Origin of the sequence: Paraburkholderia caledonica (genome assembly GCF_000383275.1) — a bacterium.
GTDB classification, from domain to species: Bacteria; Pseudomonadota; Gammaproteobacteria; order Burkholderiales; family Burkholderiaceae; genus Paraburkholderia; species Paraburkholderia caledonica.
The window spans coordinates 649,921-675,078 of record NZ_KB911035.1 but is presented as its reverse complement, the minus strand read 5'-3'; the positions used below and the strand labels follow the sequence as shown (position 1 = coordinate 675,078).

General features: G+C 61.5%; 19 protein-coding genes. 13 read left to right on the top strand and 6 right to left on the bottom strand.

Annotated features, from left to right (window positions below; genetic code table 11):
• Window positions 1-33 precede the first annotated feature (33 nt).
• The 3 genes from H281_RS0109180 (at window position 34) to H281_RS0109170 (ending at window position 7,916) form a co-directional block, all read left to right on the top strand.
• Window positions 34-6,000, top strand: coding sequence for an AAA family ATPase (locus H281_RS0109180; RefSeq protein WP_020066807.1), 5,967 nt, complete (start codon window positions 34-36; stop codon window positions 5,998-6,000).
• Between the two features lie 193 nt (window positions 6,001-6,193).
• Window positions 6,194-6,553 (top strand): BON domain-containing protein, encoded by a 360-nt coding sequence (locus tag H281_RS0109175; RefSeq protein WP_020066806.1) that lies wholly within the window; start codon window positions 6,194-6,196, stop codon window positions 6,551-6,553.
• A 43-nt stretch (window positions 6,554-6,596) separates the two neighbouring features.
• Complete coding sequence (locus tag H281_RS0109170; RefSeq protein WP_020066805.1) at window positions 6,597-7,916, top strand: epoxide hydrolase family protein; 1,320 nt, start codon at window positions 6,597-6,599, stop codon at window positions 7,914-7,916.
• A gap of 56 nt (window positions 7,917-7,972) precedes the next feature.
• On the opposite strand, the gene H281_RS34475 is transcribed toward H281_RS0109170, so the two are convergent.
• From H281_RS34475 to H281_RS35605, 3 genes are all read right to left on the bottom strand, one after another.
• The gene (locus H281_RS34475) at window positions 7,973-8,242 is read right to left on the bottom strand and encodes a hypothetical protein (protein ID WP_020066804.1); all 270 of its coding nucleotides are present in this window, start codon (window positions 8,240-8,242) and stop codon (window positions 7,973-7,975) included.
• Between the two features lie 117 nt (window positions 8,243-8,359).
• Complete coding sequence (locus H281_RS0109160) at window positions 8,360-10,189, bottom strand: hybrid sensor histidine kinase/response regulator (protein ID WP_020066803.1); 1,830 nt, start codon at window positions 10,187-10,189, stop codon at window positions 8,360-8,362.
• Window positions 10,190-10,529: 340 nt separating this feature from the next.
• Entirely contained in the window at window positions 10,530-11,774 is a 1,245-nt protein-coding gene (locus H281_RS35605; RefSeq protein ID WP_164701840.1) for a sensor histidine kinase, read from the bottom strand.
• A gap of 479 nt (window positions 11,775-12,253) precedes the next feature.
• Here H281_RS35605 and coxB point away from each other — a divergent pair, with 479 nt between their 5' ends.
• From coxB to H281_RS0109130, 5 genes are read left to right on the top strand one after another with little or no spacing between them, the layout of a single operon-like run.
• The gene (gene coxB / locus H281_RS0109150; RefSeq protein WP_020066801.1) at window positions 12,254-13,312 is read left to right on the top strand and encodes a cytochrome c oxidase subunit II; all 1,059 of its coding nucleotides are present in this window, start codon (window positions 12,254-12,256) and stop codon (window positions 13,310-13,312) included.
• A gap of 26 nt (window positions 13,313-13,338) precedes the next feature.
• Window positions 13,339-15,330 (top strand): cytochrome c oxidase subunit I, encoded by a 1,992-nt coding sequence (ctaD, locus tag H281_RS0109145; RefSeq protein ID WP_020066800.1) that lies wholly within the window; start codon window positions 13,339-13,341, stop codon window positions 15,328-15,330.
• Window positions 15,323-15,922 (top strand): cytochrome c oxidase subunit 3, encoded by a 600-nt coding sequence (locus tag H281_RS0109140; protein ID WP_027804431.1) that lies wholly within the window; start codon window positions 15,323-15,325, stop codon window positions 15,920-15,922. The genes ctaD and H281_RS0109140 overlap by 8 nt, the downstream gene beginning before the upstream one ends.
• 7 nt (window positions 15,923-15,929) lie before the next feature.
• Window positions 15,930-16,433, top strand: a complete 504-nt coding sequence (locus H281_RS0109135; protein ID WP_241077849.1) for a hypothetical protein — start codon at window positions 15,930-15,932, stop codon at window positions 16,431-16,433.
• Window positions 16,434-16,438: 5 nt separating this feature from the next.
• Window positions 16,439-17,782: a c-type cytochrome gene (locus H281_RS0109130; RefSeq protein WP_020066797.1), complete on the top strand. Its 1,344-nt coding sequence runs from the start codon at window positions 16,439-16,441 to the stop codon at window positions 17,780-17,782.
• A 58-nt stretch (window positions 17,783-17,840) separates the two neighbouring features.
• On the opposite strand, the gene H281_RS0109125 is transcribed toward H281_RS0109130, so the two are convergent.
• Window positions 17,841-18,713, bottom strand: a complete 873-nt coding sequence (locus H281_RS0109125) for a YsnF/AvaK domain-containing protein (protein WP_020066796.1) — start codon at window positions 18,711-18,713, stop codon at window positions 17,841-17,843.
• A gap of 89 nt (window positions 18,714-18,802) precedes the next feature.
• Window positions 18,803-19,279 carry a YsnF/AvaK domain-containing protein gene (locus H281_RS0109120; RefSeq protein WP_020066795.1) on the bottom strand — a complete coding sequence of 159 codons (477 nt, stop codon included), beginning with the start codon at window positions 19,277-19,279 and terminating at the stop codon, window positions 18,803-18,805.
• A gap of 347 nt (window positions 19,280-19,626) precedes the next feature.
• Between H281_RS0109120 and H281_RS0109110 the strand changes: the two genes are divergently transcribed.
• From H281_RS0109110 to H281_RS0109090, 5 genes are read left to right on the top strand one after another with little or no spacing between them, the layout of a single operon-like run.
• The gene (locus H281_RS0109110; RefSeq protein ID WP_020066793.1) at window positions 19,627-20,496 is read left to right on the top strand and encodes an STAS domain-containing protein; all 870 of its coding nucleotides are present in this window, start codon (window positions 19,627-19,629) and stop codon (window positions 20,494-20,496) included.
• 1 nt (window position 20,497) lies between these two features.
• Window positions 20,498-20,881 carry an STAS domain-containing protein gene (locus H281_RS0109105; RefSeq protein ID WP_020066792.1) on the top strand — a complete coding sequence of 128 codons (384 nt, stop codon included), beginning with the start codon at window positions 20,498-20,500 and terminating at the stop codon, window positions 20,879-20,881.
• A 35-nt stretch (window positions 20,882-20,916) separates the two neighbouring features.
• Entirely contained in the window at window positions 20,917-21,279 is a 363-nt protein-coding gene (locus H281_RS0109100) for an anti-sigma regulatory factor (RefSeq protein WP_020066791.1), read from the top strand.
• Window positions 21,264-22,253 (top strand): ATP-binding SpoIIE family protein phosphatase, encoded by a 990-nt coding sequence (locus tag H281_RS0109095; RefSeq protein WP_020066790.1) that lies wholly within the window; start codon window positions 21,264-21,266, stop codon window positions 22,251-22,253. Before H281_RS0109100 ends, H281_RS0109095 begins: the two co-directional genes overlap by 16 nt.
• A gap of 1 nt (window position 22,254) precedes the next feature.
• Window positions 22,255-23,919, top strand: coding sequence for an ATP-binding response regulator (locus H281_RS0109090; RefSeq protein ID WP_020066789.1), 1,665 nt, complete (start codon window positions 22,255-22,257; stop codon window positions 23,917-23,919).
• Window positions 23,920-24,012: 93 nt separating this feature from the next.
• Here the strand turns inward: H281_RS0109090 and H281_RS0109085 are convergent, their stop codons facing one another.
• Window positions 24,013-25,113: a porin gene (locus H281_RS0109085; protein WP_020066788.1), complete on the bottom strand. Its 1,101-nt coding sequence runs from the start codon at window positions 25,111-25,113 to the stop codon at window positions 24,013-24,015.
• Between the last annotated feature and the right edge of the window lie 45 nt (window positions 25,114-25,158).

The window sequence follows — 25,158 nt, the reverse complement described above, 5'->3', positions numbered from 1 at the left end:
CCTCGGAAGAGAGCAGCGAGAAGGAGCATCTCCATGGATCTCACCGGCTTTTCGCTCGAACCGCTGCACGAAGACGGCGAACTGTTGTTGTGCCGTGCGCAGCGGCCCGGCTCGCATATCTCGATGCTCGCGCGAGTGGCCACGCAGCCCGCGTCGCAGAGCATCATGCGGCTCGAGCACGAATACGGTCTTGCGCCGTTGCTCGAACCGGAGTGGGCCGCGCAGCCACTCGCGCTCGACCTTGGGCGCGTGCCGCCCGTGCTGGTTCTCGACGACAGCGGCGGCGATCCGTTGATCCGGATTCTCGGCAAGCCACTCGAACTGGCGCGGTGCCTGCGCATCGCCGTGAATCTCGCTCAGGCGATCGGACACGCGCACGAGCGCGGAATCATCCACAAGGACATCAAGCCCGCCAATGTGCTTGTCGATGCGAACGACAATGTCCGCCTGACCGGTTTCGGCATTGCGTCGCTACTCCCACACGAACATCAGCCGCCCGCGCCGCCCGAGATAATCGCAGGAACGCTGAGGTATATGGCGCCCGAGCAGACCGGCCGCATGAACCGTTCAATCGATGCGCGCAGCGATCTGTATTCCTTCGGCGTGACGCTCTACGAGATGCTGACGGGCTCGTCCCCATTCGTCGCGTCCGAAGCGATCGAATGGATTCATTGTCATATCGCTCGGAGGCCGGTGCCCGCGGCGCAACGTGTCGAAGGGCTGCCTGCGCCGGTCGGCGACGTAGTCGAGCGCCTGCTCGCCAAAACGGCGGAGCAGCGTTACCAGACTGCCGGTGGCGTTCGGGCCGATCTGCAACGGTGTTTGTCCGCATGGGAAGCGGATGGGGAAATCTCGCCCTTTGCGCTCGGCAAGCACGATGTGTCTGACCGCTTGATGATTCCTGAAAAGCTCTACGGACGCGAATCGGAGATCGATGCGCTGCTGGCGGCCTTCAATCGCGTCGTGACGTTCGGCGACGCGCAGGTGGTGCTTGTCTCGGGCTATGCGGGGATCGGCAAGACGTCGGTGGTGAACGAGTTGCACAAGGCGCTGGTGCCGTCACGCGGACGCTTCGCCTCAGGCAAGTTCGACCAGTTCAAGCGCGACACGCCCTACGTGCCGCTGGCCCAGGCGTTCCAGTCGCTCGTCCGCGATCTGCTCAACAAGACCGATACCGAGCTGGAGCGCTGGCGGCGTGAGTTGACGGAGGCGCTTGCGCCGAATGGCCAACTGATGGTTGGTCTGATTCCCGAACTCGCTCTCATCATCGGGGAGCAACCCGCGGTTCCGGCGTTGCCGCCTCACGACGCACGCAACCGCTTTCATATCGTATTTCGCCGCCTGCTCGGCGTATTCGCGCGGCCCGAGCATCCGCTCGCGCTGTTCATCGACGATATGCAGTGGATGGACGCTGCCACGCTCGATCTGATCGGACACCTCGCGACGCATCCGGACGTGATGCACGTGCTGCTCGTCGGTGCTTATCGCGACAACGAGATCGATCCGGCGCATCGCCTCACGCGAATGATCGAAGATATGAGCGGCACGGAAACGGGCCGCGGCACGACGCTGCAGCGCATCGATCTCGTGCCGCTTGGCGCCGGCAGCGTCACGGAGATCGTCGCCGATTCGCTGCGCTGCTCCGCCGCGACTGCCGAGCCGCTTGCCCAGCTTGTTCATCAGAAGACCGGCGGCAATCCGTTTTTCGTGATCCAGTTCCTGACGGCGCTTGCCGACGAGGGGCTGGTTGCGTTCGATCATCGTGCCGCGATCTGGACGTGGGATCTGCCTCGCATCCGCGCGAAGAGATTGACTGAAAATGTGGTCGAGCTAATGGCAGCGAAACTCTCCCGCTTGCCGGACGATACACGCGACGCGCTGAGCCGGCTCGCCATTCTCGGCAACGTCGCGAAGATCGACGCGCTGAAGCTGGTTCACGGGGAGCCTGCGGCATCGATCGATGCGAAGCTCTGGGAGGCCATGAAAGCGGGGCTCGTGCACCGTGTCGACGATGCCTATGTGTTTGCCCACGATCGCGTTCAGGAGGGCGCCTACGCGCTCATTCCCGAGAGCGAACGTGCGGCGACGCACCTGCACATCGGCCGCACGCTGGCCTCCGGACGCGCGGCGGGCGAACTCGATGAGTTCCTCTTTGATATCGTCAATCATCTCAACCGCGGCGCTTCGCTCATGACCGACGCGGACGAGCTTGAGCGTACGGTCGCGCTGAACTATGCAGCGGGACAGCGAGCGATGCACTCGACCGCGTTCGCGTCAGCACGAACTTATCTGGCACAAGGCGTCGCCCTGCTTGGAGCGGACGCGTGGAGCCGTCATTACGAGCGCACGTTCGAGCTTTATCTGGCGTTTTCCGAATGCGAGTATCTGGCCGGTGACTTCGCCGACGCCGATACGCTGTTCGACATGATGCTCGAGCGGTCGCGCTCGAACCTGGATCGCGCAAAGGTCTATGGCTTGCGCATGGAGCTATACCAGGTCGCCGGGCGGTATGACGAGAGCTTCGAGGTGGCTCGCCTCGCGCTGCGCGATTTCGGCGTGCTGCTGCCGCTGCACGACGACGCCGTCAGTAGCGAGGTCGAAGCCGAGTTGCGGAAGATACCGCTCAATCTCGCCAGCCGCGCCATCGACACGCTCGTAGATGCGCCGGTCGCATCGGACCCGGTCACCTTGACGATCGTAGACCTGCTGGTTGAATCAATGCCTTGCGCGTTCATCGCCCGGCCGGCGTTTTATCCGCTCATAACGCTTCAGGCGGTGAACCTGTCCTTGCGCGGGGGCAACACCGACAAGTCCAGCTTCGCTTACGGCAATTACGCGTTGATGCTGGTGTCGAGTTTCGGAGACATCGAGTCCGCGGTGCAGTTCTCGGAGATGTCGCTCAGGTTGAACGAAAAGTTCGGCAACCGGCGCTTCAAAGGCAAGTTGCTCCATCTGCACGGCAATCACATCAACTTCTGGCGGCGTCACGTCGTAACCGATCTGCCGATACTCGAAAGAGCGAGCGCCGCGTGTCTCGACGTGGGGGATCTGGCTTTTGCCGGGTACCTCGCGTTCACCACGGTCTGGCAAATGATCGAGAAGGGCACACCGCTTTCCGACGTGCAGCGCAGTTCCGAGCGGCACGCTTCGTTCGCACGCCAGAGCCGCAATGACGCTGTCTACGAAACCATTCGGCTGCAGCAGCATTTTGTCGCGGCGCTGCAAGGTGAGGCAGGCGGCGGGGCACTCACGAATGCGCCGGCATTCGACCGCGACGCGTCTTTCGCCGTTATCGCGAAGTCGAATTTCGGCTGCGGCATCGCGTTTCACCACATCATGAATCTGATGCTCGCCTATCTCGAAGGACGATACGACGATGCGCTTCACGCCGCACACTGCGCGCAATCTGTGATCGACGCCGCGATGGCGCTGCCGATAGAGGCGACGTTTTACTTCTTCCACGCGCTGACACTTGCGGCGCTCGACGCATCGGCCGGCGACGAACAACGAGTCACCCGTCGTCGGACGATTCACGCGACGTGTGAAAAGTTCGCTGTCTGGACGAGCCACTGTCCGAGCAATTTCAGGCATCGTCATGCGCTGATTTCGGCGGAGCTCGCGCGTCTCGAAGGCCGCGATTCCGATGCGATGCATCACTATGAGGAGGCCGTGCGCTCGGCCCGCGAGCATGGTTTCATTCAGAACCAGGCGCTCGCGCATGAACTGGCGGCACGCTTTTACGCGGACCGCGGTCTTGAAACAGTCGCGGATACGTATCTGATGAACGCCCGTTCTTGTTACGAGCGCTGGGGCGCCTGGAGCAAGGTCACCCAGTTGACGCGCAGTCATACGCGAGCGCGTCCCGGTACATCGAAATCCGACGGCACCATTGCCATGTCCAACGAACAGGTCGACCTGGCAACCGTCGTCAACGTGTCGAGCGCGATATTCAGCGATATCGACCTGAACGAGTTGATCCATACGTTAATGGCGTTGTCGCTTGAACACGCCGGCGCCGATCGGTGCGTGCTGGTGCTCAAGCGCCGCAACGAATTGCGCGTGGAAGCAGAAGCGACGACAAGGGCCGATGCCGTCGAGGTGCGTCTGCCCAGACTGCCCATTGAACACGCAGAACTACCGGAATCCGTGTTGCGATACGTGATGCGTACAGGCGACAGTCTGTTACTCGACGATGCATCGTCCACCAGTCCTTACTCGTCCGATGAGTACGTGATGCGTCACGATTGCCGCTCGATTCTGTGTCTGCCGCTCATCAAGCGGAGCCGGATGATTGGCGTGCTCTACCTGGAAAACAACCTGGCTTCGAATGTATTCACGCCGCCGCGCACAGTCGTGTTGCGAATGCTCGCGTCTCAGGCTGCAATGTCGCTCGAAACCGCGCGGCTTTATGCCGACCTGCAACACGCCGAAGCGCTGCTCGCCGACGCGCAGCGGCTCAGCAACACCGGCAGCTTCGACTGGCACGTGTCGAGCGGCGAGCTGTTCTGGTCGAAGCAAAGCTTTCGCATCTTCGACTACGATCTCGCCACGCTCCCAACACTCGAATTGATGCTGGCGCGGGTTCATCCCGACGACGCGACGTTCGTGCGTCTCATGTTCGATCGGGCAACGCATGACCGGCAGCCGTTCGATGTCGAGCACCGGCTGCTGATGCCGGACGGCTCGGTGCGGCACTTGCAATTGCTCGCGCACGTTATCGCCGACGCCGACGCGGGCATTCGGGTGCTCGGGGCGCTCAAGGACATCACGACCCGCAAGCAGGCCCATGCCGCGTTGCTGCGCAGCGAGCACCGTTATCGCAGTCTGTTTTTCGACATGCCCGTCGGCTTATGGCAGATCGACGCGCAACCGCTGATCGCGTTGCTGTCGTCGCTGCGCGGGCAGGGCGTGGAAGATCTGTCGGAGTACATAGACCATCATCCCGGGTGGCTGGATCGCGCGATGGACTTGCTCATCGTCGAAGAGGTCAATCATCACGCGGCCAAAATGTTCGGCGCGCACGACCGGAGCATGCTGCTCGGACCGTCGCCGTGGGTATGGAGGGAAAGCCCCGACACGTTCAGGCGCGCGCTGGAAAGCCGTTACGGCGGCGCACCGCTCTTTCAGGAAACCACCAGGCTTCCCACGCTCGACGGGCGCGTCATCGACGTGCTGTTGACGGTCGCGCGTCCTGGCGCGGCCGAAGATCTCGGCATTGCGCTGATCAGTCTTGTCGATCTGACGGAGCGCGTCCGCGCGCAAGAAATGCTGCAGCGGCTTCAGGCCGACTTCGCGCACGCCGCGCGCATTTCGACGCTCGGAGAGTTGAGCGCGTCCATCGCTCACGAGTTGAAGCAGCCGCTTGCGGCGATCGCGATGAACAGCTCGATTGGCACGCGCTGGCTCGATCGCGAGACGCCCGATGTGGCAGAGGCGCGGCTGATCAATCAACGCATCAAAATCGATGCGCAGCGAGCGGTCGATATCGTCGATCGCATTCGCACCATGGCGGTGCGCCAAGGCTTGAAGCGCTCGATCGCGCTGCTCGATGAGTTGATAGATGAAGCGTTGGTGTTCCTGCGTCACGATGTGAACGCGCTCGGCGTCACGATCATGCGGAAGCGCGCGCAGCCGGCGGCCGCCGTGCTTGCGGATCGCGTGCAGTTGCAACAGGTGATCGTGAATCTCGTCGTCAACGCGATGCAGGCCATGAAAACGACGGCACGCCCGCACGGCAACATAACGATTCGCACCTATCTGCCCGATGCCACGAGTGTCACCTGTTTCGTGGAAGACAGCGGCCCGGGGCTCGACGAGTCCAACATGCAGCGCGTATTCGAGAGCTTCTTCACGACCAAGGTAAATGGCATGGGCATGGGTCTGCCAATCTGCCGCTCGATCATTGAAATGCACGGTGGCGAAATTAGCGCCGACAACGCGTCGGTGCATGGCGGTGCGCGCTTTTTCTTCACGCTGCCGCTAGCTTCCGAGGCGGCTTGAGTCGATGTCGAATTCACCGAGTCAATCGTTGTGCCCGTAGTCGCGCTCTCTTTGGTTTATGACAGGCATACCGGCAGCATGGTTTGACATACCCGATGACGATTGAAACGACGCACTCAGTGTCATGTAATAAAGACTGCTATCCGACGTACCCATGCATCGTGCGTGAACTTATCACCGAAAGGAGTCAGGCATGCAAACCAGAGCAATCATCCTCACCGTGGCGGCGGCAACGGCATTCACGGCGACTTCCCTTATCGGCGTTGGCACCGCGTGGGCTGCCGACTCATCGGCTGCCAGTACCGGCGGCACCAGCAAGAAGCAGATGCGAGCCGAGAATCGCGCGCTAAGCCACGCAGTGCGTCAGTCGCTGACGAAGGTGAAGGGGCTGAACTCTTCGCACATCAACGTGCTGGCGCACGGCAGCACGGTCACGCTTGCGGGCACCGCACCGGATCAGTCGCAGATCGACTCTGCACAAGCGGCTGCTTCGAAGGTTGCAGGTGTCAGCCACGTGAACAATGAGCTCACTGTGTCCGAGCCCGGGAATTGAAGGCCGCATGCGATCGAGTAGTACTGCGTTCGAAGGAGTTGGCATGTCAGACGATCTTCTTCCGGAAGTCTTTTCGCGCCGCAAGTTCATCAGTGCGGCGGCGGCCGTCGTCGCCGCAGGTTCGGCGCCACGGTTCTCGTTTGCCGATACATCGATTACGAGCACCTCGCAGCCGGGCGGCGGCGACAAGACTGCGCTGCGTCCGTTGCGCGTTCACGCGTCGGACGCGCAACTCGCCGACTTGCGACGGCGCATCAATGCGACGAAGTGGCCCACGCGCGAAACTGTCTCCGACGCCACTCAAGGCGTGCAGCTCGTGACGATGCAGCGTCTCGCGCGCTACTGGACTACTGACTACGACTGGCGGAAGGTCGAAGCAAAGCTGAACGCTCAGCCGCAGTTCGTCACCGAAATCGACGGACTCGACATTCATTTCGTCCACGTGCGGTCCGGGCACGCGAACGCGATGCCGATGATCGTCACGCATGGTTGGCCGGGTTCGATCATCGAGCAAATGAAGATCATCGATCCGCTAACGAACCCGACCGCTCATGGTGGCACGGCCGCAGACGCGTTCCATGTCGTGATCCCGTCGTTGCCGGGGTATGGTTTTTCGGGCAAACCGACGACGACCGGCTGGGATCCTGGGCGTATCGCGCGTGCATGGGTCGTGCTCATGCAGCGGCTCGGCTACACACGTTATGTCGCGCAGGGCGGCGATTGGGGCAATGCCGTGACCGAGCAGATGGCGCTGCTGACGCCGCCCGGTTTGCTTGCGATCCATACGAATATGCCGGCCACTGTTCCGGACGACATCGCCGATGCGTTGAAATACGGCAAGCCTGCGCCGGCCAACCTGTCAGACGACGAAAAGCATGCATTCGACCAACTCGATTTCTTCTACAAGCACGGGCTTGGGTATGCGCTCGAAATGGCGAACCGTCCGCAAACGCTCTACGGTATCGAAGATTCGCCAATCGGTTCTGCTGCATGGATGCTGGATCACGACGCGAGCAGCCAGGCGATGATCGCGCGCGTTTTCGACGGACAGCCGGAAGGACTGACACGCGACGACGTTCTGGACAATGTCACGCTTTACTGGCTGACGGGCACGGCGATCTCGTCGGCGCGGCTGTACTGGGAGAACAAGTTGAATTTTTTCGCGCCGAAACATGTTCCGATTCCGGTCGCCGTGAGCGTCTTTCCCGACGAGATCTACGCCGCGCCGCGCAGTTGGACGGAACAGGCGTACCCGAAGCTGATGCATTACAACCGCCTTCCCAAGGGCGGCCACTTCGCGGCTTGGGAACAGCCGCAGATCTTCACGCAGGAAATTCGCGCAAGCTTTTCGTCGTTGCGCTGACCTGGCGCCCGCCGATATTTGAATGACCGCAACGCGCGGTCACGTCCGGCCGACGACTACACACCGAGGATCTTGCCGACCGTCTCATTGAATTCGTCGGTAGCGTTCTGGATCGCCTCGTCGGCCTCGTCGTCCAGGTTGTCCGCGTTCTCGTCCAGCACCTCCTGCAGCGTCAGATACGCTGCAATGATGCCGTCCAGCTGGTGACTGTCGACGCGGGCATAGACGGCCTCGCCCACCGCTTCCATGAAGTCGCCCCGGCTTCCGCCCACCAGGCCGTCAGCGTTATTTTCCAGGTCGTCCTTGAATTGTTCGACGTTTGCCATGTTTTCCTCCGGAAGGTCATGTCAGATTAGCGGTCTGGTTTTGTTGCCGTGGTTGCGCCGCGTAACGCGTGCGTCAACAGTACGGCCATATCATGCAACCCGCAACACGATCTGCGGCTACGTCGCCATGCCCAGCGTTCGCACGAGATCGGCCAGCCGATACGGTTTATGGATAAACGCGAAGTCGTCGAGATTGCCGTGCTGTGCCTTGAGGGCGGGCAGAGGATACCCCGATGCAAGCACGATCCTGATCTCGGGATGGCGATCGCGCGTTGAACGCGCGAGCTGGATGCCATCGATTCCCTTGGGCATCACGACGTCGGTGAACAAAACGCGGATATCGTCGCGACGACCCAACGCGTTCATCGCTTCAGCCCCGTTGCTCGCGGTCAGCACTTCGTATCCGAGGCTGCGGAAGAGCGCCGCCGTCGCGTCCAGTAAATCCGGCTCGTCCTCCACGACCAGCACCGTATCGAGCGTCGGGCCGGCTAAAGAGTCCGCGTCGCCCGATGCGCTATTCGCTATCGGCAGATACATGCTGACGACCGTGCCCATGTCCGGTTCGCTGCGAATGAGCACGTCGCCGCCAGACTGCGAGATAAAACCGTACACCTGGCTTAGACCGAGACCGGTGCCCTTGCCGACCTCCTTGGTGGTAAAGAACGGCTCGAACGCGCGCGCCGCAACCTCGGGCGGCATCCCCGAGCCGGTGTCTGCCACGGAGACCTTGACATACGGGCCCTCGACGAGCGAGCCAACCGTGCCTTCGCGGACTTCGACGTTTTCAACGGTAATCGCGATCTTTCCGCCTGCGGGCATTGCGTCGCGCGCATTGACGATCAGATTCAGCAGCGCGGCCTCGAAGCGGGCTACGTCGAGCAGCACGGGCCGCGGCCGCGGCTCTGGCCTGATCTCCAGTTCGATCGTGCTGTTTCCCGCGCGGCGAAGAACCGCTTCAAAACCGCGGATTACCGCGTTCAGATTGCATCTTTCGACCTTGAGCGGCTGCTGGCGCGCAAACGAGAGCAACTGCTGTGTCAGCGTCGCGCCCCGGGCCACGGCGCGTTGCATGGTTTCCAGCATCTTGAGATCGGCGTGGTCCTGTACGCGCAGCGACAGCACATCGAGTCCGTTCGACATGACTGCGAGCAGGTTGTTGAAGTCGTGCGCGACGCCGCCGGTCAACTGGCCCAGCGATTCCATCTTCTGTGACTGGAACAGTGCGGCGTTGGCGCGTTCGAGAGCCTCCGCCGCCTGTTTGCGTTCCGTGACGTCGCGCGTCACTTTCGCAAAACCCACGAGTTCGCCCGCGCCGTTGCGGATTGCATCCACCACCACGTGAGCCCAGAACCGCGAGCCGTCCTTGCGGACCCGCCATCCTTCGCGCTCGGCTCGGCCCTCCGCGGCCGCGGTCGACAGCGTCAGCGCAGGCAGGCCGCTCGCGCGATCCTCGTCGGTATAGAAGCACGAGAAGTGTTTGCCGAGAATTTCCTCGCGTGTGTAACCCTTGATCCGTTCCGCGCCGACGTTCCAGTTAGTCACCTCGCCGGCTGGCGAAAGCATGTAGATCGCGTAGTCCGTGACGCCCTGAACCAGCAGCCGGAACTGCTCCTCGCTTTCACGCAACGCTTCCTGGGCCATCTTCCGGTCCGTGATGTCGCGTGTGATCTTGGCGAAGCCGATCAGCTTGCCGGAATCGTCACGCAGCGGATCGATTACCACGCTTGCCCAGAACTGGCTGCCGTCCTTTCGGACCCGCCAGCCTTCGTCCTCGAACTTACCCTCGTCGCGCGCAGTTCGCAGCGCGAGTGCCGGGCGGCCGCCGGCGCGGTCACTGTCTGTGTAAAAAACGGAAAAATGCTGACCCAGAATTTCCCTGGGAGCATAGCCTTTGAAGCGTTGGGCGCCTGCATTCCACGTTTTGATATAACCTTCTGCGTCCAGCATGAAAATCGCGTAATCCCTAACGCCTGCGACGAGAAGCTGGAAAGATTCTTCTCCCGAAACGTCCCCCGGGGAGGGTGCGAAGTTAGTCATTTTGTGTTTTTACCGGGCAGCGCCCTGTCAGCGGTTTGTCACGCGGGGCTCTTGAGGCCCGTGCCATCCGCTCCGTCGCAAGAGTTGCGCCAGCGCGCCGGGATGTCAGGCGGTCGAGTGCGTGGTCCGCATCGGGCTCAGCCGGGGAGTTACGACGAAGCTCTCGGGTGATCGGTGGCTGCCGTGGTTTGGCCGGAGGGCACCGGCGTGTCTCGATTCCCGGTTCGGTCAACCGACGAGAGCGTGTCGGCTATGTCCGTTCGCTTTTTGGGAACACCAGGCGCGCTATCAGCCCGCCGCCGGGATGATTGCCAAGAATGAGATGGCCTCCTGCGCTCGCCACGAGTTTTTTGACCAGAGCCAGCCCGAGTCCCCAATGGCGTCCGGTATGGTCGGCGCTGTCCAGGCGCACGAATGCTGCGGTTGCATCTGCCAATCTTGACTGCGTGATTCCTGCACCGTGATCCCTGATGCTCAGTATCCACTCGGCTCGGGTTCGCGAGGTTTTAATTTCGATCGGCGGAATTCCATGCTCCAGCGCGTTGTCGACCAGATTGAACATGACGCGCTCGAGAACCGGGCGCGGCAGCTTGAATTCTGCGCCCGCTTCGAACGTGCAGACGAACAGGTTGGCCTCCAGCGAACTGGTCATTACGAATCGATCGTGGATGAATGCTTCCACGGACAGATCGGTCTGCGGCCCGGTGGAGGGCTGAGCCCCTTCGACGAACTGCCGGGCAAGATGCGAGAAGAGGTCGATGTCCTCTACGAGCGCCACGCGTTTATGCCATTCCTTCACCTGAAGCGCACGGTCACGCAGTCGGGCTGCGTGCGATTCGAGATGTAGTTGCAGTGCCACGAGCGTGGACGATTGCTCTGCACGCGAGTCGACGCGCCGAGCGAGCAATTCATTGGAGACCTGCGCCAGTCGCCGCAACTCCTTCGGACCTTTTTCCGGAATGAATTCGTGGGGACGGTATTCGCTGCCAACCTTGCTAAACGCTGTCGAGAGACTGCGTAGCGGCCGCCCAATTGCCCAGCTTGCTGCTAAGCCGAGACCAATAGATAGAAAGACAATCGACCAGGCCGGGAACGCGATGCAGTCCCAAAGCAGATAGGTGGGCGCGTTTTCGAATGGGAACGAGTCATCCGTCGAAATAGTTTGGCGGTTCCAATATTGATAGCCTGGAACGGGGAACCAGGTTTGCGCGCCGCCAGCTTCACCTTGGTCTCGCCGGAGATCAACCAGCGTTGGCCGTTCCACAAGCACCACAGCGGGCGGCGCCGCAGAGATCGAAGTCAATAGCGGAGAATATGAACGCTTGCTCGCGTCAGCTTGTTGAAACCTCGCAGGCACCGGGCTCGCCTGCGACGCATACGACGAGTCCGATCGTGTCAGGCCGACATGCTGCGAAGCAACTGCCATCGCGCCGCAGCCGATACTTGAACTGAGCACGGCAGCCAATATGATGACTCGGTGAATCGACCTGATCACGGGTTCCTCTTGCGCTTCATTTGAAAGTTACGTGCACGCACTAGCGGCATATCCTTTTTGGAAGATGCCGGTCTGCGACGTACATAGTGGGATGGTGAATCCGTGTCTTGCCCGGCATCGCCAGGCTCAACGTTAGCCAATGATCCACCGTCGAGACGCGTTGAGATGCGGCGAACACTGGCAGCATCGATCAAATCCTTACATTTTATTTCGTGCTATCGGAACTGGGTGTTCGCGACGACGCACGTCTGTGATTCGCGCGGTGAGCGCATGCTTCATCGAAGTTACATCGCCCGACGGTTTTTACAAGCGCTTCAGAGCCGCCACGGCGCAAGATCCAACTTCCGACGCCAGGCAAGAATTTTGCAATACATCACGTTGTGACACGTAATGCGCGGGGTTCGCTCCGACAACCGCAATGCACATGTAAGGATATAACCGCTTGCGAGCCGGCCTATGTGCCGGGCCGGAGAACAACGATGAGTCAGACGGTCAGCGATTTTCCTGTCGGACGCCTGCATCGATGGGACCTCAGCGGGTTCAAGCTTGCACTTCTAACGGCGCTTACTGCCGCGCCGCCTGCGCACGCCGACGCGCCGCTCGAATACTTCCTGCATTCCGCCGGCCCCGCGTCGACCCCGACCATGCACCTCGGCTGGGGTCTGACTGCCATGTGCGTCGCAGTTGTCCTCATCGTTGCGGTTCTGCTGGCGGGCGCACTCATGCGGCGGCGCCCGCCGACCGCAGAGCGAGTGTTGGGCAAGGAAGGCGGTGGAATGGCGTGGATTTACATCGGCGTGGGCGTGTCTACGGTCGCGTTGCTGGTGTCGCTCTTCTACACGCTCGTTACGTTGGAGGCCGTCGCGCAACCTTCGCTCACACCGGGCCTGACTATCACCGTCACCGCCTACGACTGGTGGTGGAAGATCGACTACGGTGACGACACCGAACCGGCGAACCATTTCGCAACAGCCAACGAGATCCACATTCCCGTGGGCGTGCCGGTCAAGATCAGCCTGAAAAGCGCGGACGTGATCCACGCATTCTGGGTTCCGCGCCTTGCCGGCAAGACGCAGGCAATCCCGGGGCAGGTCAACACCCAATGGATAGAGGCGGACGCGCCAGGCGTCTACCGCGGTCAGTGCACGCAATTTTGCGGCTCACAGCATGCGCATATGGCGTTCGACGTCATCGCGCAGCCGCAGGCGGATTTCGATGCCTGGCGGAGCGCGCAGATCCGTCAGGCGGCTCTGCCGGCCAACGGCCAGGTGAAAGACGGACAGAAGATTTTCATGGATCGCTGCGCAGGCTGTCATGCGGTACGGGGTAGCGACGCGGCCGGTGCACAGGCCCCGGACCTTACTCATGTGGGCTCACGCCAGCAGCTTGCAGCGGGCACATTGACCAATACGCCGACGCACCTCCTCGACTGGATCGAGCACGCCCAACAGATAAAACCCGACTCGCTGATGCCCAGCTTCACGCTGAACGTGCAGGATGCCGCTGCGCTCTCCGCCTATTTAGCGACGCTCCGCTGAAGCGCCTCCATCCGACAAGGAAGAACATGGCCGACCTTGCACCCGACACGCCCGACCTGCGGCTCGCACGCCGACCGGAAATCGGCCGCATGCCGCAAGGTTCGCCGCGCGAGCAGCGCCTGCGCGAACTGTGGGAAAGCGAACCTGGCTGGCGCGGCTGGCTCTCGACGGTGGACCATAAGCAAATCGGCTTGCGCTACATCGTCACCGCTTTTGTCTTTCTGATTGCCGGGGGAATCGAGGCGCTGATCATGCGCGTACAGCTTGCGCGGCCGAACGCGCATCTGCTGTCGCCGGAGCAGTACGACCAGCTTTTCACGATGCACGGCATCACGATGATCTTTTTGTACGCACTGCCCGTGTTGTCCGGCTTTTCGAACTACCTGTGGCCGCTCGTGCTCGGCGCGCGGGACATGGCATTTCCCCGTCTCAATGCGTTGTCGTTCTGGGTCTTCCTTTTCGCGGGCATTTTTCTTTATGCGAGCTTTCCACTCGGCCAGGCTCCCAATGCCGGCTGGTTTAACTATGTGCCGCTTGCGAATCTCGAATACAACACCGGACCGAACATCGACGTCTACGCGCTCGGCATGGTGCTGCTCGGTGTGTCGACAACGGTTGGATCGGTCAACTTCGTCGTCACGCTACTGCGCATGCGTGCACCGGGAATGTCGATCGACCGCTTGCCCATTCTGGTGTGGGGCACGTTGACTGCGTCGGCGGCTAACCTGGTGGCGGTGCCAGCGGTCAGTCTCGCGTTTCTCATGCTGTGGCTGGACCGGCAGATCGGCACGCACTTCTTCGATGTCACCCACGGTGGCCGGCCGATGTTATGGCAGCACATGTTCTGGATGTTCGCTCATCCGTGGGTATATGTCGTGGTGTTGCCGGCAATGGGCATCGTTTCCGATGCGCTGCCGACGTTTTGCCGCCGGCCACTCGTTGGCTACACACCCGTTGCCATCTCGACCGTCGCCACGATGATGATCGGATTCGTGGTCTGGATTCATCACATGTTCGCGACGGGAATCGGGCCGCTCGCGCTGGCTTTCTTTGGCGCCGCAAGCACGCTCATCTCGATCCCAAGCGCCGTCGCCACCTTCGCATGGATTGCAACGATCTGGCTTGGACGGCCGGTCTACCGCGTGCCGTTCCTGTTTTTCGCGGGCTTCGTGCTGATGTTCGTGATTGGCGGCGTCTCAGGTGTGATGACGGCGGCGGTGCCATTCGACTGGCAACTGACCGACACCTACTTCGTCGTGGCTCACCTGCACTACGTGCTGCTCGGCATCAACGTGTTTCCCGTGCTCGGGGGCATCTATTACTGGTTCCCCAAATTCACTGGCCGCATGACCAGTGAGCGGCTTGGCAAGCTGTCGTTCTGGGTCACCTTTGTCGGTTTCAACGTCGGCTTTTTTCCGATGCACATCTCGGGCCTCCTCGGCATGCCGCGTCGGGTCTATACCTACCCGGCCAACATGGGATGGGACACGACGAACATGATCACGACCATCGGCGCATTCATATTCGCCCTTGGCATTCTCATCTTTCTGATCGACATGGCCGTGAGCCTGCGGCGCGGTGCACCGGCAGGCGACAATCCGTGGGACGGCGCATCGCTCGAATGGTCCGTCCCGTCGCCGCCACCGCCCTACAACTTCGCTGTCGTGCCTGTGGTAGCGAGCCGCAATCCGCTGTGGGAAGACCGGATTGGAGAGGGCAGCAACTCGAAGCTCGATGAAGGGTTCCTGCTCGATCATGGCCGTGAGGCGCTCGGCACGACACCGCTCGATGCCAGGCCCGACATCATCCTTAAGATGCCGACCGATTCGTACGCCCCGTTTTTGCTCGGCTTGTTCAGTGCGCTGCTGTTCGTTGCCATGCTGCTGCGCACCTGGATCTTTGCGGGGGCCATGGTAGCTGCGTGCGGCGCGGCGATTCTGTTATGGCTGTGGCCCGAACGATTGCTGATACAGCGCGAGCCGGAGCCGGTGCGGGATGCGGGGGCCGGTCATGAGTGAGCTGACGGATAACGTGCCGGTTCTTCCTGTCGGTAGCGCCGGAAAATTATCGAGCGGCTGGTGGGGCATGATGGCGACGGTCGCCACCGAAGCGTCGCTCTTCGGTTATCTGATCTTTTCGTATCTGTACCTCGGCTCGCAGACCGAGATGCACTGGCCGCCGGAAGGGCTGCCCAAGATCGGCATCGGCGCGCTCAATACTTGCGTCCTGCTCTTGAGCAGCCTGTTCGTGTGGTTAGGCGAGCGCCTGGTGCGCCGGCGCAGAATCCGCTGGGCGGTGGCGTCGATGGCATTGGCGATCGTTCTCGGCGTCGTCTTCGTCGGCATTCAGATGAAGGAGTGGCACGACCACCCGTACGGCATCGCAACGCATCTTTACGGATCGCTGTACTTCACGATCACGGGCTTTCACGTGATCCACGTGCTCGTCGGACTTATCGTGCTGTCCTGTCTGCTCGGCTGGACGGCGCTCGGTTACTTCGACGAAAAGCGTTGTGCTGCGCTGAGAATCGGCGGCCTGTACTGGCATTTCGTCGATGTCGTCTGGCTCTTTATTTTTACCACGCTGTACGTCACGCCTTTTCTTTTCTAGGAGCGCGATGATGTTAGCCGCAGAGCTTTATCAGAAGCCGCCAGGCGAGCCGGACCCGGCGACCGCGCGGCAAGACGCCGGCCGCAGGTCCGACCGTCTCAATCCCTACCCACGGCGCGGCGGGGCGCTGATGATGCTGTTCGGTCTGTTGGGCGCGGCCGCAGCATGGGGGTTGCAGACGGAAGTTGGCGAGACGCTTGCCTCCCAGGCGTGCTACCCGCATCGGCTTGCGCTACCCGCGCCTCAATGGTCGTGGCTCATGCCGGCGTTGAACGCGATGAGTATCGTCGCGCTGCTGGTCGGTATCGCGGGTGTGTGGGTGGCCTGGCGAAGCTGGCGCATAGCGCGCGGCGCGCGCCCCGATTCTGCTACTTCCGTGTCCGACACAACAGCGGGAAGAACCCGTTTTCTCGCGATGGCAGGGCTCATACTCAGCGTGCTCTTTCTCGTCGGCCTGGTCACGGCAGGATTGGCCGTACTGCTCGTCTCACCGTGCAGCGCGTGGCGATGACTGACATGAAACGGATTGGGCCGCGCGCCGCGTTCACTGCTTTCGCTCTGACGCTCGCCATGACGATGGTGGCAGCGCTGTGCGCGCACAGCCTGGCGCAATCGGATTCGCCAAGCGTCGACGATGAAGTTTCACTGTCCGACCCCGCGCTGATTTCACGTGGCGCCTATCTCGCGAAGCTTGGCGACTGCGCAGGCTGCCATACGGTGCCGAAGCAGGGCGCGCCGTTCGCCGGCGGCCTTCCGATGGGCTCGCCGTTCGGCACCATCTATTCGACTAACATCACGCCCGACCCGCAAACCGGAATCGGCCGCTACAGCTATGCCGACTTCGAGCGCGCGCTGCGCGACGGCGTGGCGCCCGGCGGCAAGCGCCTTTACCCGGCCATGCCGTATGCGTCGTTCACGAAGATCAACGACTCGGATATGCACGCCCTCTACGCGTATTTCATGCATGGCGTGCAGCCGGTTGCGCACCGCCCGCCCGAAACGAAATTGCCGTTCCCGTTCAGTCAGCGCTGGGGCCTCGCCTTCTGGGATTTCGCATTCGTGCAGCACGAGCGCTTCATTCCGGACGGCAAACGCGACGCGCTATGGAATCGAGGCGCCTATATCGTGCAATCGCTCGGCCACTGCGGCGCGTGTCACACGCCTCGTGGCCCCGGGTTTGAGGAGCGCGGCTACGACGAATCGTCGAAGCTATACCTGACAGGCGGCACGAACGATCACTGGTTTGCGCCTAACCTCACCGGGGACCCGGGTTCCGGACTAGGGCGTCTATCGCCGCGCGACATCGCCTCGTTTCTCAAGTCCGGCCACGGCGTGGATGTGCATGTCGTCACGTTCGGCAGCATGGTGGAAGTGGTCGAGGACAGCGGGCAATATTTCAGCGACGACGACCTGAACGCCGTCGCTCGATATCTGAAGAGCCTCCCCGCGCGGCAGAGCTCCGGTGCTTACAAGCCGAACACGCAGAAGTTACAGGAGACGGCTGTGTCGTTGAAGGCGGGTGAGGTGGAGCGCCCCGGGGCCGGACTCTACATGTCGTTTTGCGCAAAGTGTCATCAAGCCGACGGGCGTGGGGAACCACACAAATTTCCGGCGCTGGCAGGCAATCCGGCAGTGCTCGCGCCGGACACGTCTTCGCTGATCCGGCTCGTTCTTGAGGGCGGCACCAGTCCGCAGACGGAGAATGGACCAATACATCGCGAGATGCCGGCGTTCAGGAATCAGTTCACCGACAGAGAGATCGCCAGGGTCTTGAGCTTCGTGCGCACTGCGTGGGGTAACGAGGCACGGCCGGTTGCAACGCGCGACGTCTCGACCGTGCGCAGCAAGATCAAGAAGTGAAGCAGGCAAGGCAGGCTCGAACTCTCTGTTTCGCAACCGGCCTCACCGTTCCTTAAACTTAGATTGGCTTCTTCCCAACCTCATCGAGCCGCGTGGTCTTGTCGGTTCCTTCCACCCGCTCGACTTCGACTTCGGTACCGCGGACTGTGTCGTTGACAGTTTCAGTGCGACTGCTCGACTCTTTGCCCACCACCACTTCCTCAACGACTCTAGCTGTCTTTGCGACCACGGCCTGCTCCGCAGTTTCGCGAACCTCGACAGAACTCTCGGTCAGGTCGGCGGTAGTCGCGGGGCGGTCCACCGCGCGCCGTTCTATCGTGGCGTGCTCCTCGCGCAGGGTAACCGCTTCGCTCACGGGTGTCTCAGTGACGCGCGAATAAACACGTACGCCTCCCGTCGAGACTTCGCGTTTGCCGACTTCGAGCGACTCCTGTACGACTGGAAATGCCTTGCGTTCGGCCGCTATTTCGTCGCTCGTGTAGGCGGGCGCGTTGCGGTCGTATCCGGTGTAGCCCGCGCCGCGCCATTGTGCAACGCGCGAATCGATGTCGACGGCACCCGCGGCGTACAACGCTTCTTGCACGCTCTCCACAGACGATTCGTCATCCACATCCACAGACAGCAATGCACCGCCGCGACGCACGGCTTCCTGATAGTGGCCGGCTTCTTCGGGACGGTCGTCGTCACCGAAGAGCCGCTTGAAAAAATGTTCGATGCGTCCCATCGCGCCTTCGTGCTCGTGGACAGTGGCGTCTGTCGAGGAAACCGGTGTTGTCCCGAGGCCCGTATCGGTTGTGGTGGACGCGTCGAGTCCTGCGTCCTGAGCATGCACGGCCATATTCGCAGCCGGAACGCCTTCAGTTTCCAGGCGGCTTTTTGCGGCTTCCGCCTGCGCGAATGAATCGAATACACCGATGATAGTGTGAGTCATTGCAGATCTCCAAAAAGATTGAACCAGGCCTACGCAAGTCCAAGTGGAACGCGTCCCGCCTGTCGCGCAACGACCGTTCCCAGAACGCGCTACTCGGTGTCCGTTTCGGGCTTCCACTCGCCGTCCGTGCCTTCGCGGCGTTCAATGACTAATTCTTCGGACTTCAAAATGAATTCACGAACTGCTTCATGCCGTGATTCGACGGTTGTTACGTGCACCTCTTCCTTCAACACGAGTTGCATTTTTACTACCGGCACGTACTCGAAGACCGGAATGATGAGCGTGTCGCCTTCCTGCCGCGGCGCGTAGCGCTCATCGACAGGCCGATTGACCGGCACGCGCCGAACTTCAACGTGCTCCTCGCGCAGGGTCACGGAAACCGGCTTCGTCTCCTCCTGAATGACCTTGCGGACCCGGACTGAACCAGTCTCGATTCTGTCGACGTCGACCTGCAGTTGTTCTTGCACGGCAGTGAGGCGCAATTCGTCGGACGCATTGTTTGCATCAGACGTGTCCGCGCGATCAGCGGATTGCGACTTGGATTTGGCCGATTCGGGCATGTCCATCAGTTGCCTCCGGGAGAAGCGGACGTTCAGTTAGGAAGAGACGCCTGGAAGATGTAGCGAGCGACTATGCATCGCACGTGGCTACTTGTGTCGGAAGAATCACTGGCATCGACCGGCGAGGTGAACCGGCGCCACGTCATGCAGCGCCGCAAAGTTTGAGGCCGCAAGGGGCATGCCGTGTCGGCGGGACGGGGGAACTTGCCCGCCTGACAGGACAATAAGTTCGTTGACCGTCAGCAACGTTGTGTGGGCTCGCCCAACATATTGGAGGAGCTGAATGTAACGGAACCGTCAACCCACAGGTATGATGTCGCTCTGTCCAAACGACACCAATACAGGAGCGGACTTTGAGCGAACAAAATGACTTGGCAACGATACTTGAGAAAAATGAAGAAGCCGTTCTGAAAGCGTGGGTAGCCGGGCAGATATCTGGCGGCGTCCGCCAAGGTGTCATCTCGGAAGCTAATGTGCGCGACTCATCGCGTGCATTTCTCGCGCTATTTGCAAGCGCTGTCAAAAGCAGCTACGACGAGCAGTTGTCCGGAGAGGCATGGGAACCTGTCCGCGCACATCTGACCGCATTGTCCCGGGAACGCGTGATTCAGGGCTTCTCCCCGGTAGAAACTGCCACTTTCATTTTTTCGCTGAAGAAGCCGCTTTTCGAAGCGCTGCGCAAGTCGCTCGGCAAAAACCTGGAAGCGCTCGGCGACGAGTTGTGGAAGCTGACTCAAACTCTCGACAGCTTGGGCCTTATCACCATTGAAGCGTATCAGGCGAGCCGCCAGCAGATCATCGAGCGCCAGCAGCAAGAATTGCTGGATCTCACTACACCAGTGGTGCGCCTGTGGGACTCCATCGTCGCGCTGCCGCTAATCGGCACGCTCGACAGCGAGCGTACCCAGGTCGTCATGGAGAGCCTGCTCGACTCCATCGTCGAAAACGAGGCGGCGATCGCGATCATCGACATCACCGGCGTGCCGACCGTCGACACGCTGGTCGCGCAGCATCTGCTCAAGACCGTTGCGGCCGCCCGGCTGATGGGCGCGGAGTGCATCATCAGCGGAATTCGTCCGCAGATTGCGCAAACTATCGTCCACCTTGGCGTCGATCTCGGTGACGTCGTCACGAAGGCAACGCTCGCCGAAGCGCTAAAAATCGCCTTGCGACGAGTGGGCATGACGGTGACGAAACTCGCTACCGCCAAGCAGGACCACTGAGATGGAGCAGATCCCTGTCCTCAAGCTCGGCGAATTCCTGCTCGTCTCGATTCAGGTAGAGCTGCATGACGAACTGGTGATGAGCTTGCAGGACGATTTGACGTCACGGATCGAGCGTACGCATGCAAAGGGCGTGTTGATCGACATCTCCGCACTGGAGATCGTCGATTCTTTCATTGGCCGTACGCTCGGGCACATCGCAGCGATGGCGCGGGTAATGGACGCCACCACCGTGCTGGTGGGCATGCGGCCTGCTGTAGCTATTACGCTGGTCGAACTGGGCATGTCGCTGCACGGTATCCGCACGGCGCTCGACGTAGACAAGGGAATGGCCTTGCTGCGCAGGTCGCTCGAAGACGCGGGAGACCCCTCATCGTTACCTTAAGCGAATCCGTCCTCGAGGTTCGAACGGCCGATCAGGTGAACCTTGCACGCAAGACGGTTCAGGAGTGGGCAACGCGGCTGGCCTTCGGCACGCTCGATCGAACCAAGTTCGTTACGGCGGCGAGCGAACTTGCGCGTAATACGCTTGTGCACGGCCGGGGAGGCAAACTCACCATCTCCGAAGTCCAGCGCGACGGCCGTATTGGCATCAAGCTCGTTTTCGAAGACACGGGGCCGGGTATTCCGGACATCGAGCGGGCGCTTCAGGACGGGTTCAGCACCGCCAAAAGCATGGGGCTTGGATTAGGCGGTGCACGTCGGCTCGTCAATGAGTTCGACATTACGTCGACAGTAGGCGTGGGGACCAAAGTGAGCATCATTCAATGGAAACGACGCTAACCCTCGCCGACAAGAGCGGCGTGGCAGACGCGCGCAGGCGTGCGGTTCAGATGGCGCAATCGCTCGGCCTGCCCGAAAAATCGCAGGCAGACGCCGCGCTGATCGTCACCGAAGCGGCCACCAACATCCTCAAGTACGCGGGCCATGGCGAGATCGTGTTGAAGAGTGCTGACGGCGGCGCGGGCGGTCTCGACGTGGTCGCACTCGACCGCGGTCCGGGTATCGCCAATCTCGGCGCCGCATGTTCCGACGGCTTCTCGACGGGCGGCAGCCTCGGCGCCGGTCTCGGAACGATCGCCCGTCATTCGGTGCTCTTCGACATTTATTCGGTCACCGGTAACGGCACGGCTTTGTTCGCGCGGGTGGCAGATAAGCCAGCCGCAAAGCTTTCCCGCTTTCAGGTCGGCGCGAGGTCCACGCCGAAACTCGGCCAGGACGTCAACGGCGACGCATGGGCCGTGCGCCATTTGGCGGACAGCATGTGGGTGACCTTGCTCGACGGCCTCGGGCATGGGCCGCTCGCGGCAGAGGCGTCGCGTCGTGCCGTCGACGTTTTCATGGCAGCCGATCCGGTTGCTCTGCCCGCAGACGTGATGCGCGACGTTCATTCCGGCATCAAGGCGACGCGCGGCGCAGTCATGGCGATTGCGAAATTCGAGCCTGCGAGCGCTGTTCTGTCGTTTGCGGGCATCGGTAATATCGTGAGTGTCGTTCATACCGGCGAGAGCGCGCAGCACCTGCTTTCCATGGACGGCACGGTCGGCTACAACGTGCGCGCTGTCCGCCCGGGGGAAGCCCGTTGGGTTCCGGGCAGTGTGTTCATTGCCACCACGGACGGCCTCTCCACACGTTGGAATCTGAACCGCCATCCCGGTTTGACGCACCGGCACCCGAGCCTGATCGCCAGCGTGCTGCACCGCGATTTCGCCCGCGACGCGGACGACGCCACAGTCGTTGTCGTCAAGGCGGTTTGACATGCGACACAGAATCCTCGCGACGCCCGTCAGCTCCAATCTGAGCCTCGTCACGGTGCGCGACCGTTCGCGTCAGATCGGCGAACTGTTCGGCCTCGACAATTTGCAGCGCACGCGCTTTATCACCGCCGTCTCCGAAATTGCGCGCAACGCGGTGCAGTTTGCCGGCGGCGGCATGCTGACCTTTTTTGTCGGCGACGCCACCGACGCAGCGGAGACCCAGTGCGTGGTCGCGCAAATCAGCGACAACGGGCCGGGCATTCCCAATCTCGATGCGTTGCTGGTCGATCCCAGCGGTCGGCCCGGCGCTACCGGAGTGGGTATTCCGGGCAGTCAACGCATGGCGGATGGCTTCTTTGTGCAGTCGCAGGCGGGCAAAGGCACGACCGTAACGCTCGAGATGTTCCTGCCTCGGGGCACCGCACGTCTTTCCATGCGCGCGCTCGGCACGCTCGTCGGCCAACTTACTCAGCGCAAACCTCAGACGCCGGTTGAAGAACTCGAGCAGCAAAATCGTGAAATGCTTCTCGCGCTTGAAGAGCTTCGTCGCAAGCGCGCTGAACTCGAGGATGCCGACCTCCGCAAGAACGAGTTTCTCGCCATGCTGGCGCACGAACTGCGAAATCCGTTGGCAGCCATATCGTTGTCGCTCGAACTGGAGGCGCGTGCTGGCACGGGCGAGTCCGGCCACACGTTCGCTGTGATTGCACGGCAAACTGCGCAACTGTCGCGGATGGTCGAAGATCTGCTCGACGTGTCACGGCTTACGCGCGGTAAGGTCGAACTGCAGACCGAGGTGGTACGTGTCGATTCGCTTATCGAAGGCGGGATCGAGATGGCTCAGGCCGAAATCAAACGGCGCGGCCACACAGTAAGGATCGACTATCCGGCGGAGCTTGCTTCGGTTCGCGTCGATATCGCGCGGCTCAAGCAGGTGTTCAACAACATCATCCACAACGCGGCGCGATACACGCCACAGCCGGACACCATCGCGATTACGGTCACGAACACGGACAGCGAGGTGACGATTGCGATTACGGATCGCGGCATCGGTATCGATCCCGACATGCTGCCGCACGTGTTCGATCTCTTCGCGCAGGCGACGATTGGTATCGGCAGGCAGGATGCCGGACTCGGCATCGGGCTGACGGTCGTGGAGCGGCTCGTGAACGATCACGGTGGATCGGTGAAGGCGTACAGCGACGGTCCCGGCAAGGGAACGCGCGTTGTCGTGTCGCTGCCGATCGTCCGCGAAGAGTTGACCAGCGACGCTCCTGCAACTCACGCCGAAACGCCGTGGGCGAGCGTCGAGCACAACGTGCTGGTGGTAGACGACAACCGCGATTCGGCCGACGCCCTCGCTGCGCTGCTCGACATGCATGGGCACCAGTGCAAAGTCGCATACGACGGTGCGTCGGCGCTGCAACTCGCTGAGACCTTCCCGGCGACGGTGGGCCTGGTGGACCTCGGCCTGCCCGATATGTCGGGATTCGACGTGGCGAAGGCATTGCTCGCCAGGCCCGCGTTGGGATCGCTGAAGCTAATCGCTTTGAGCGGCTATTCGACCGCGCCTTTTCGAACCGAAGCAGCCGAGGCCGGGTTCAGCCGTTTTTTCTCGAAGCCCGTAGCCATCGAGGAGCTTTTGCAGTTTCTGGCGAAGGGTTGAGTGTTCGCGTCGCCGCCATCATGCAGGCAGTGAAACCCGGTACATGAGCAGCCGTGCCGGGCTTCACTGGTCCGCCGGAAGCGAACCGGGGCGTCAGAAGATGTTGCGCAGGCCCACGGCAACGCCGGTCTGGTTATTACGGCCCGGGAAGTCGGCGGTGGCCGCACCGGTGCCGCGAATGAAGTCGACCGTTCCATACACTTCAGTGCGCTTGGACAGCGAGTACTCGGCGAGCAGCACGCCCGAGTAGCGGGTGCCGCGGCTCAGCGTGGTTTGATCCGCGTTCAGCGCGTTGCGCGAGTGGTCGTAATAGGCCGCGGCGGTCAGCAGCAGCGGGGGCGTGACCTGCCACGTGGTGCCGAGATAGAAGCCGTCGTCGATGCGATTGGTGTTGGTCACCGGCGTCGTCCAGCCTGCTGCCGGCGAGTTCGCCGCCGCCATGAAGAGGTCGACCATGCCGGTGTTGTCCTGCGCGTGCAGCCAGCCGGCGTATGCCTTGACCGTGCTGAATGCGTAGACCGCGCTCACGTTGACTACGTTGAACTTGCGGTTGTTCGCGTCGCTGTTCTGCTGGTAGCCCGCGTCGAGCGAAAGGCCGCCGTACGTGTACGACGCCGTCAGGCCATACATGTTGTTCGCACCGGTGCTGCCTGCCACGCCGCCGAAGCCGTACATGGCTTCGACATTCAAACCGCCGAACTGGCCGCTGTACTTAACCGAGTTGTTCTGACGCAGACCATAACCGAGGGCGCCCGGCAGCCATCCATCCTGATCGTAGTTGCCAACCGTCAGCGGGTCGTACACGTTGCCGAGCTGATCGAACAGCGGCGTGTTCTGGCGGCCGAACGTGACCGTGCCGTACTTGTTGCTGGACAAGCCTACATAGGCCATCCGGTTGAAGAGCGTGCCGGAGCTCGCGAGCTGACCGTTCCAGAGATTGAAGCCGTTCTCGAGCCGGAAGACCGCGGATAGACCGCCGCCCAGATCCTCGTTACCTTTCAGGCCCCAGCGGCTGCCGGTGATCGGGCCGACGCCCATTGCGACTTCGCTGTCGTTCTTTGCATTCGCATTGGTCAGATAGCGGATGCTGGTATCGACGATGCCGTACAGCGTGACCGAGCTTTGCGCGAAAGCGGACTGCGCAGCGATGGCCAGAAAAGCGCCGCCGATGGCGCTCGTAATACTTTTATTCACCGGAATCTCCGTGTGCTTGTTTATCGAGCGAGCCCCCGTGTATGG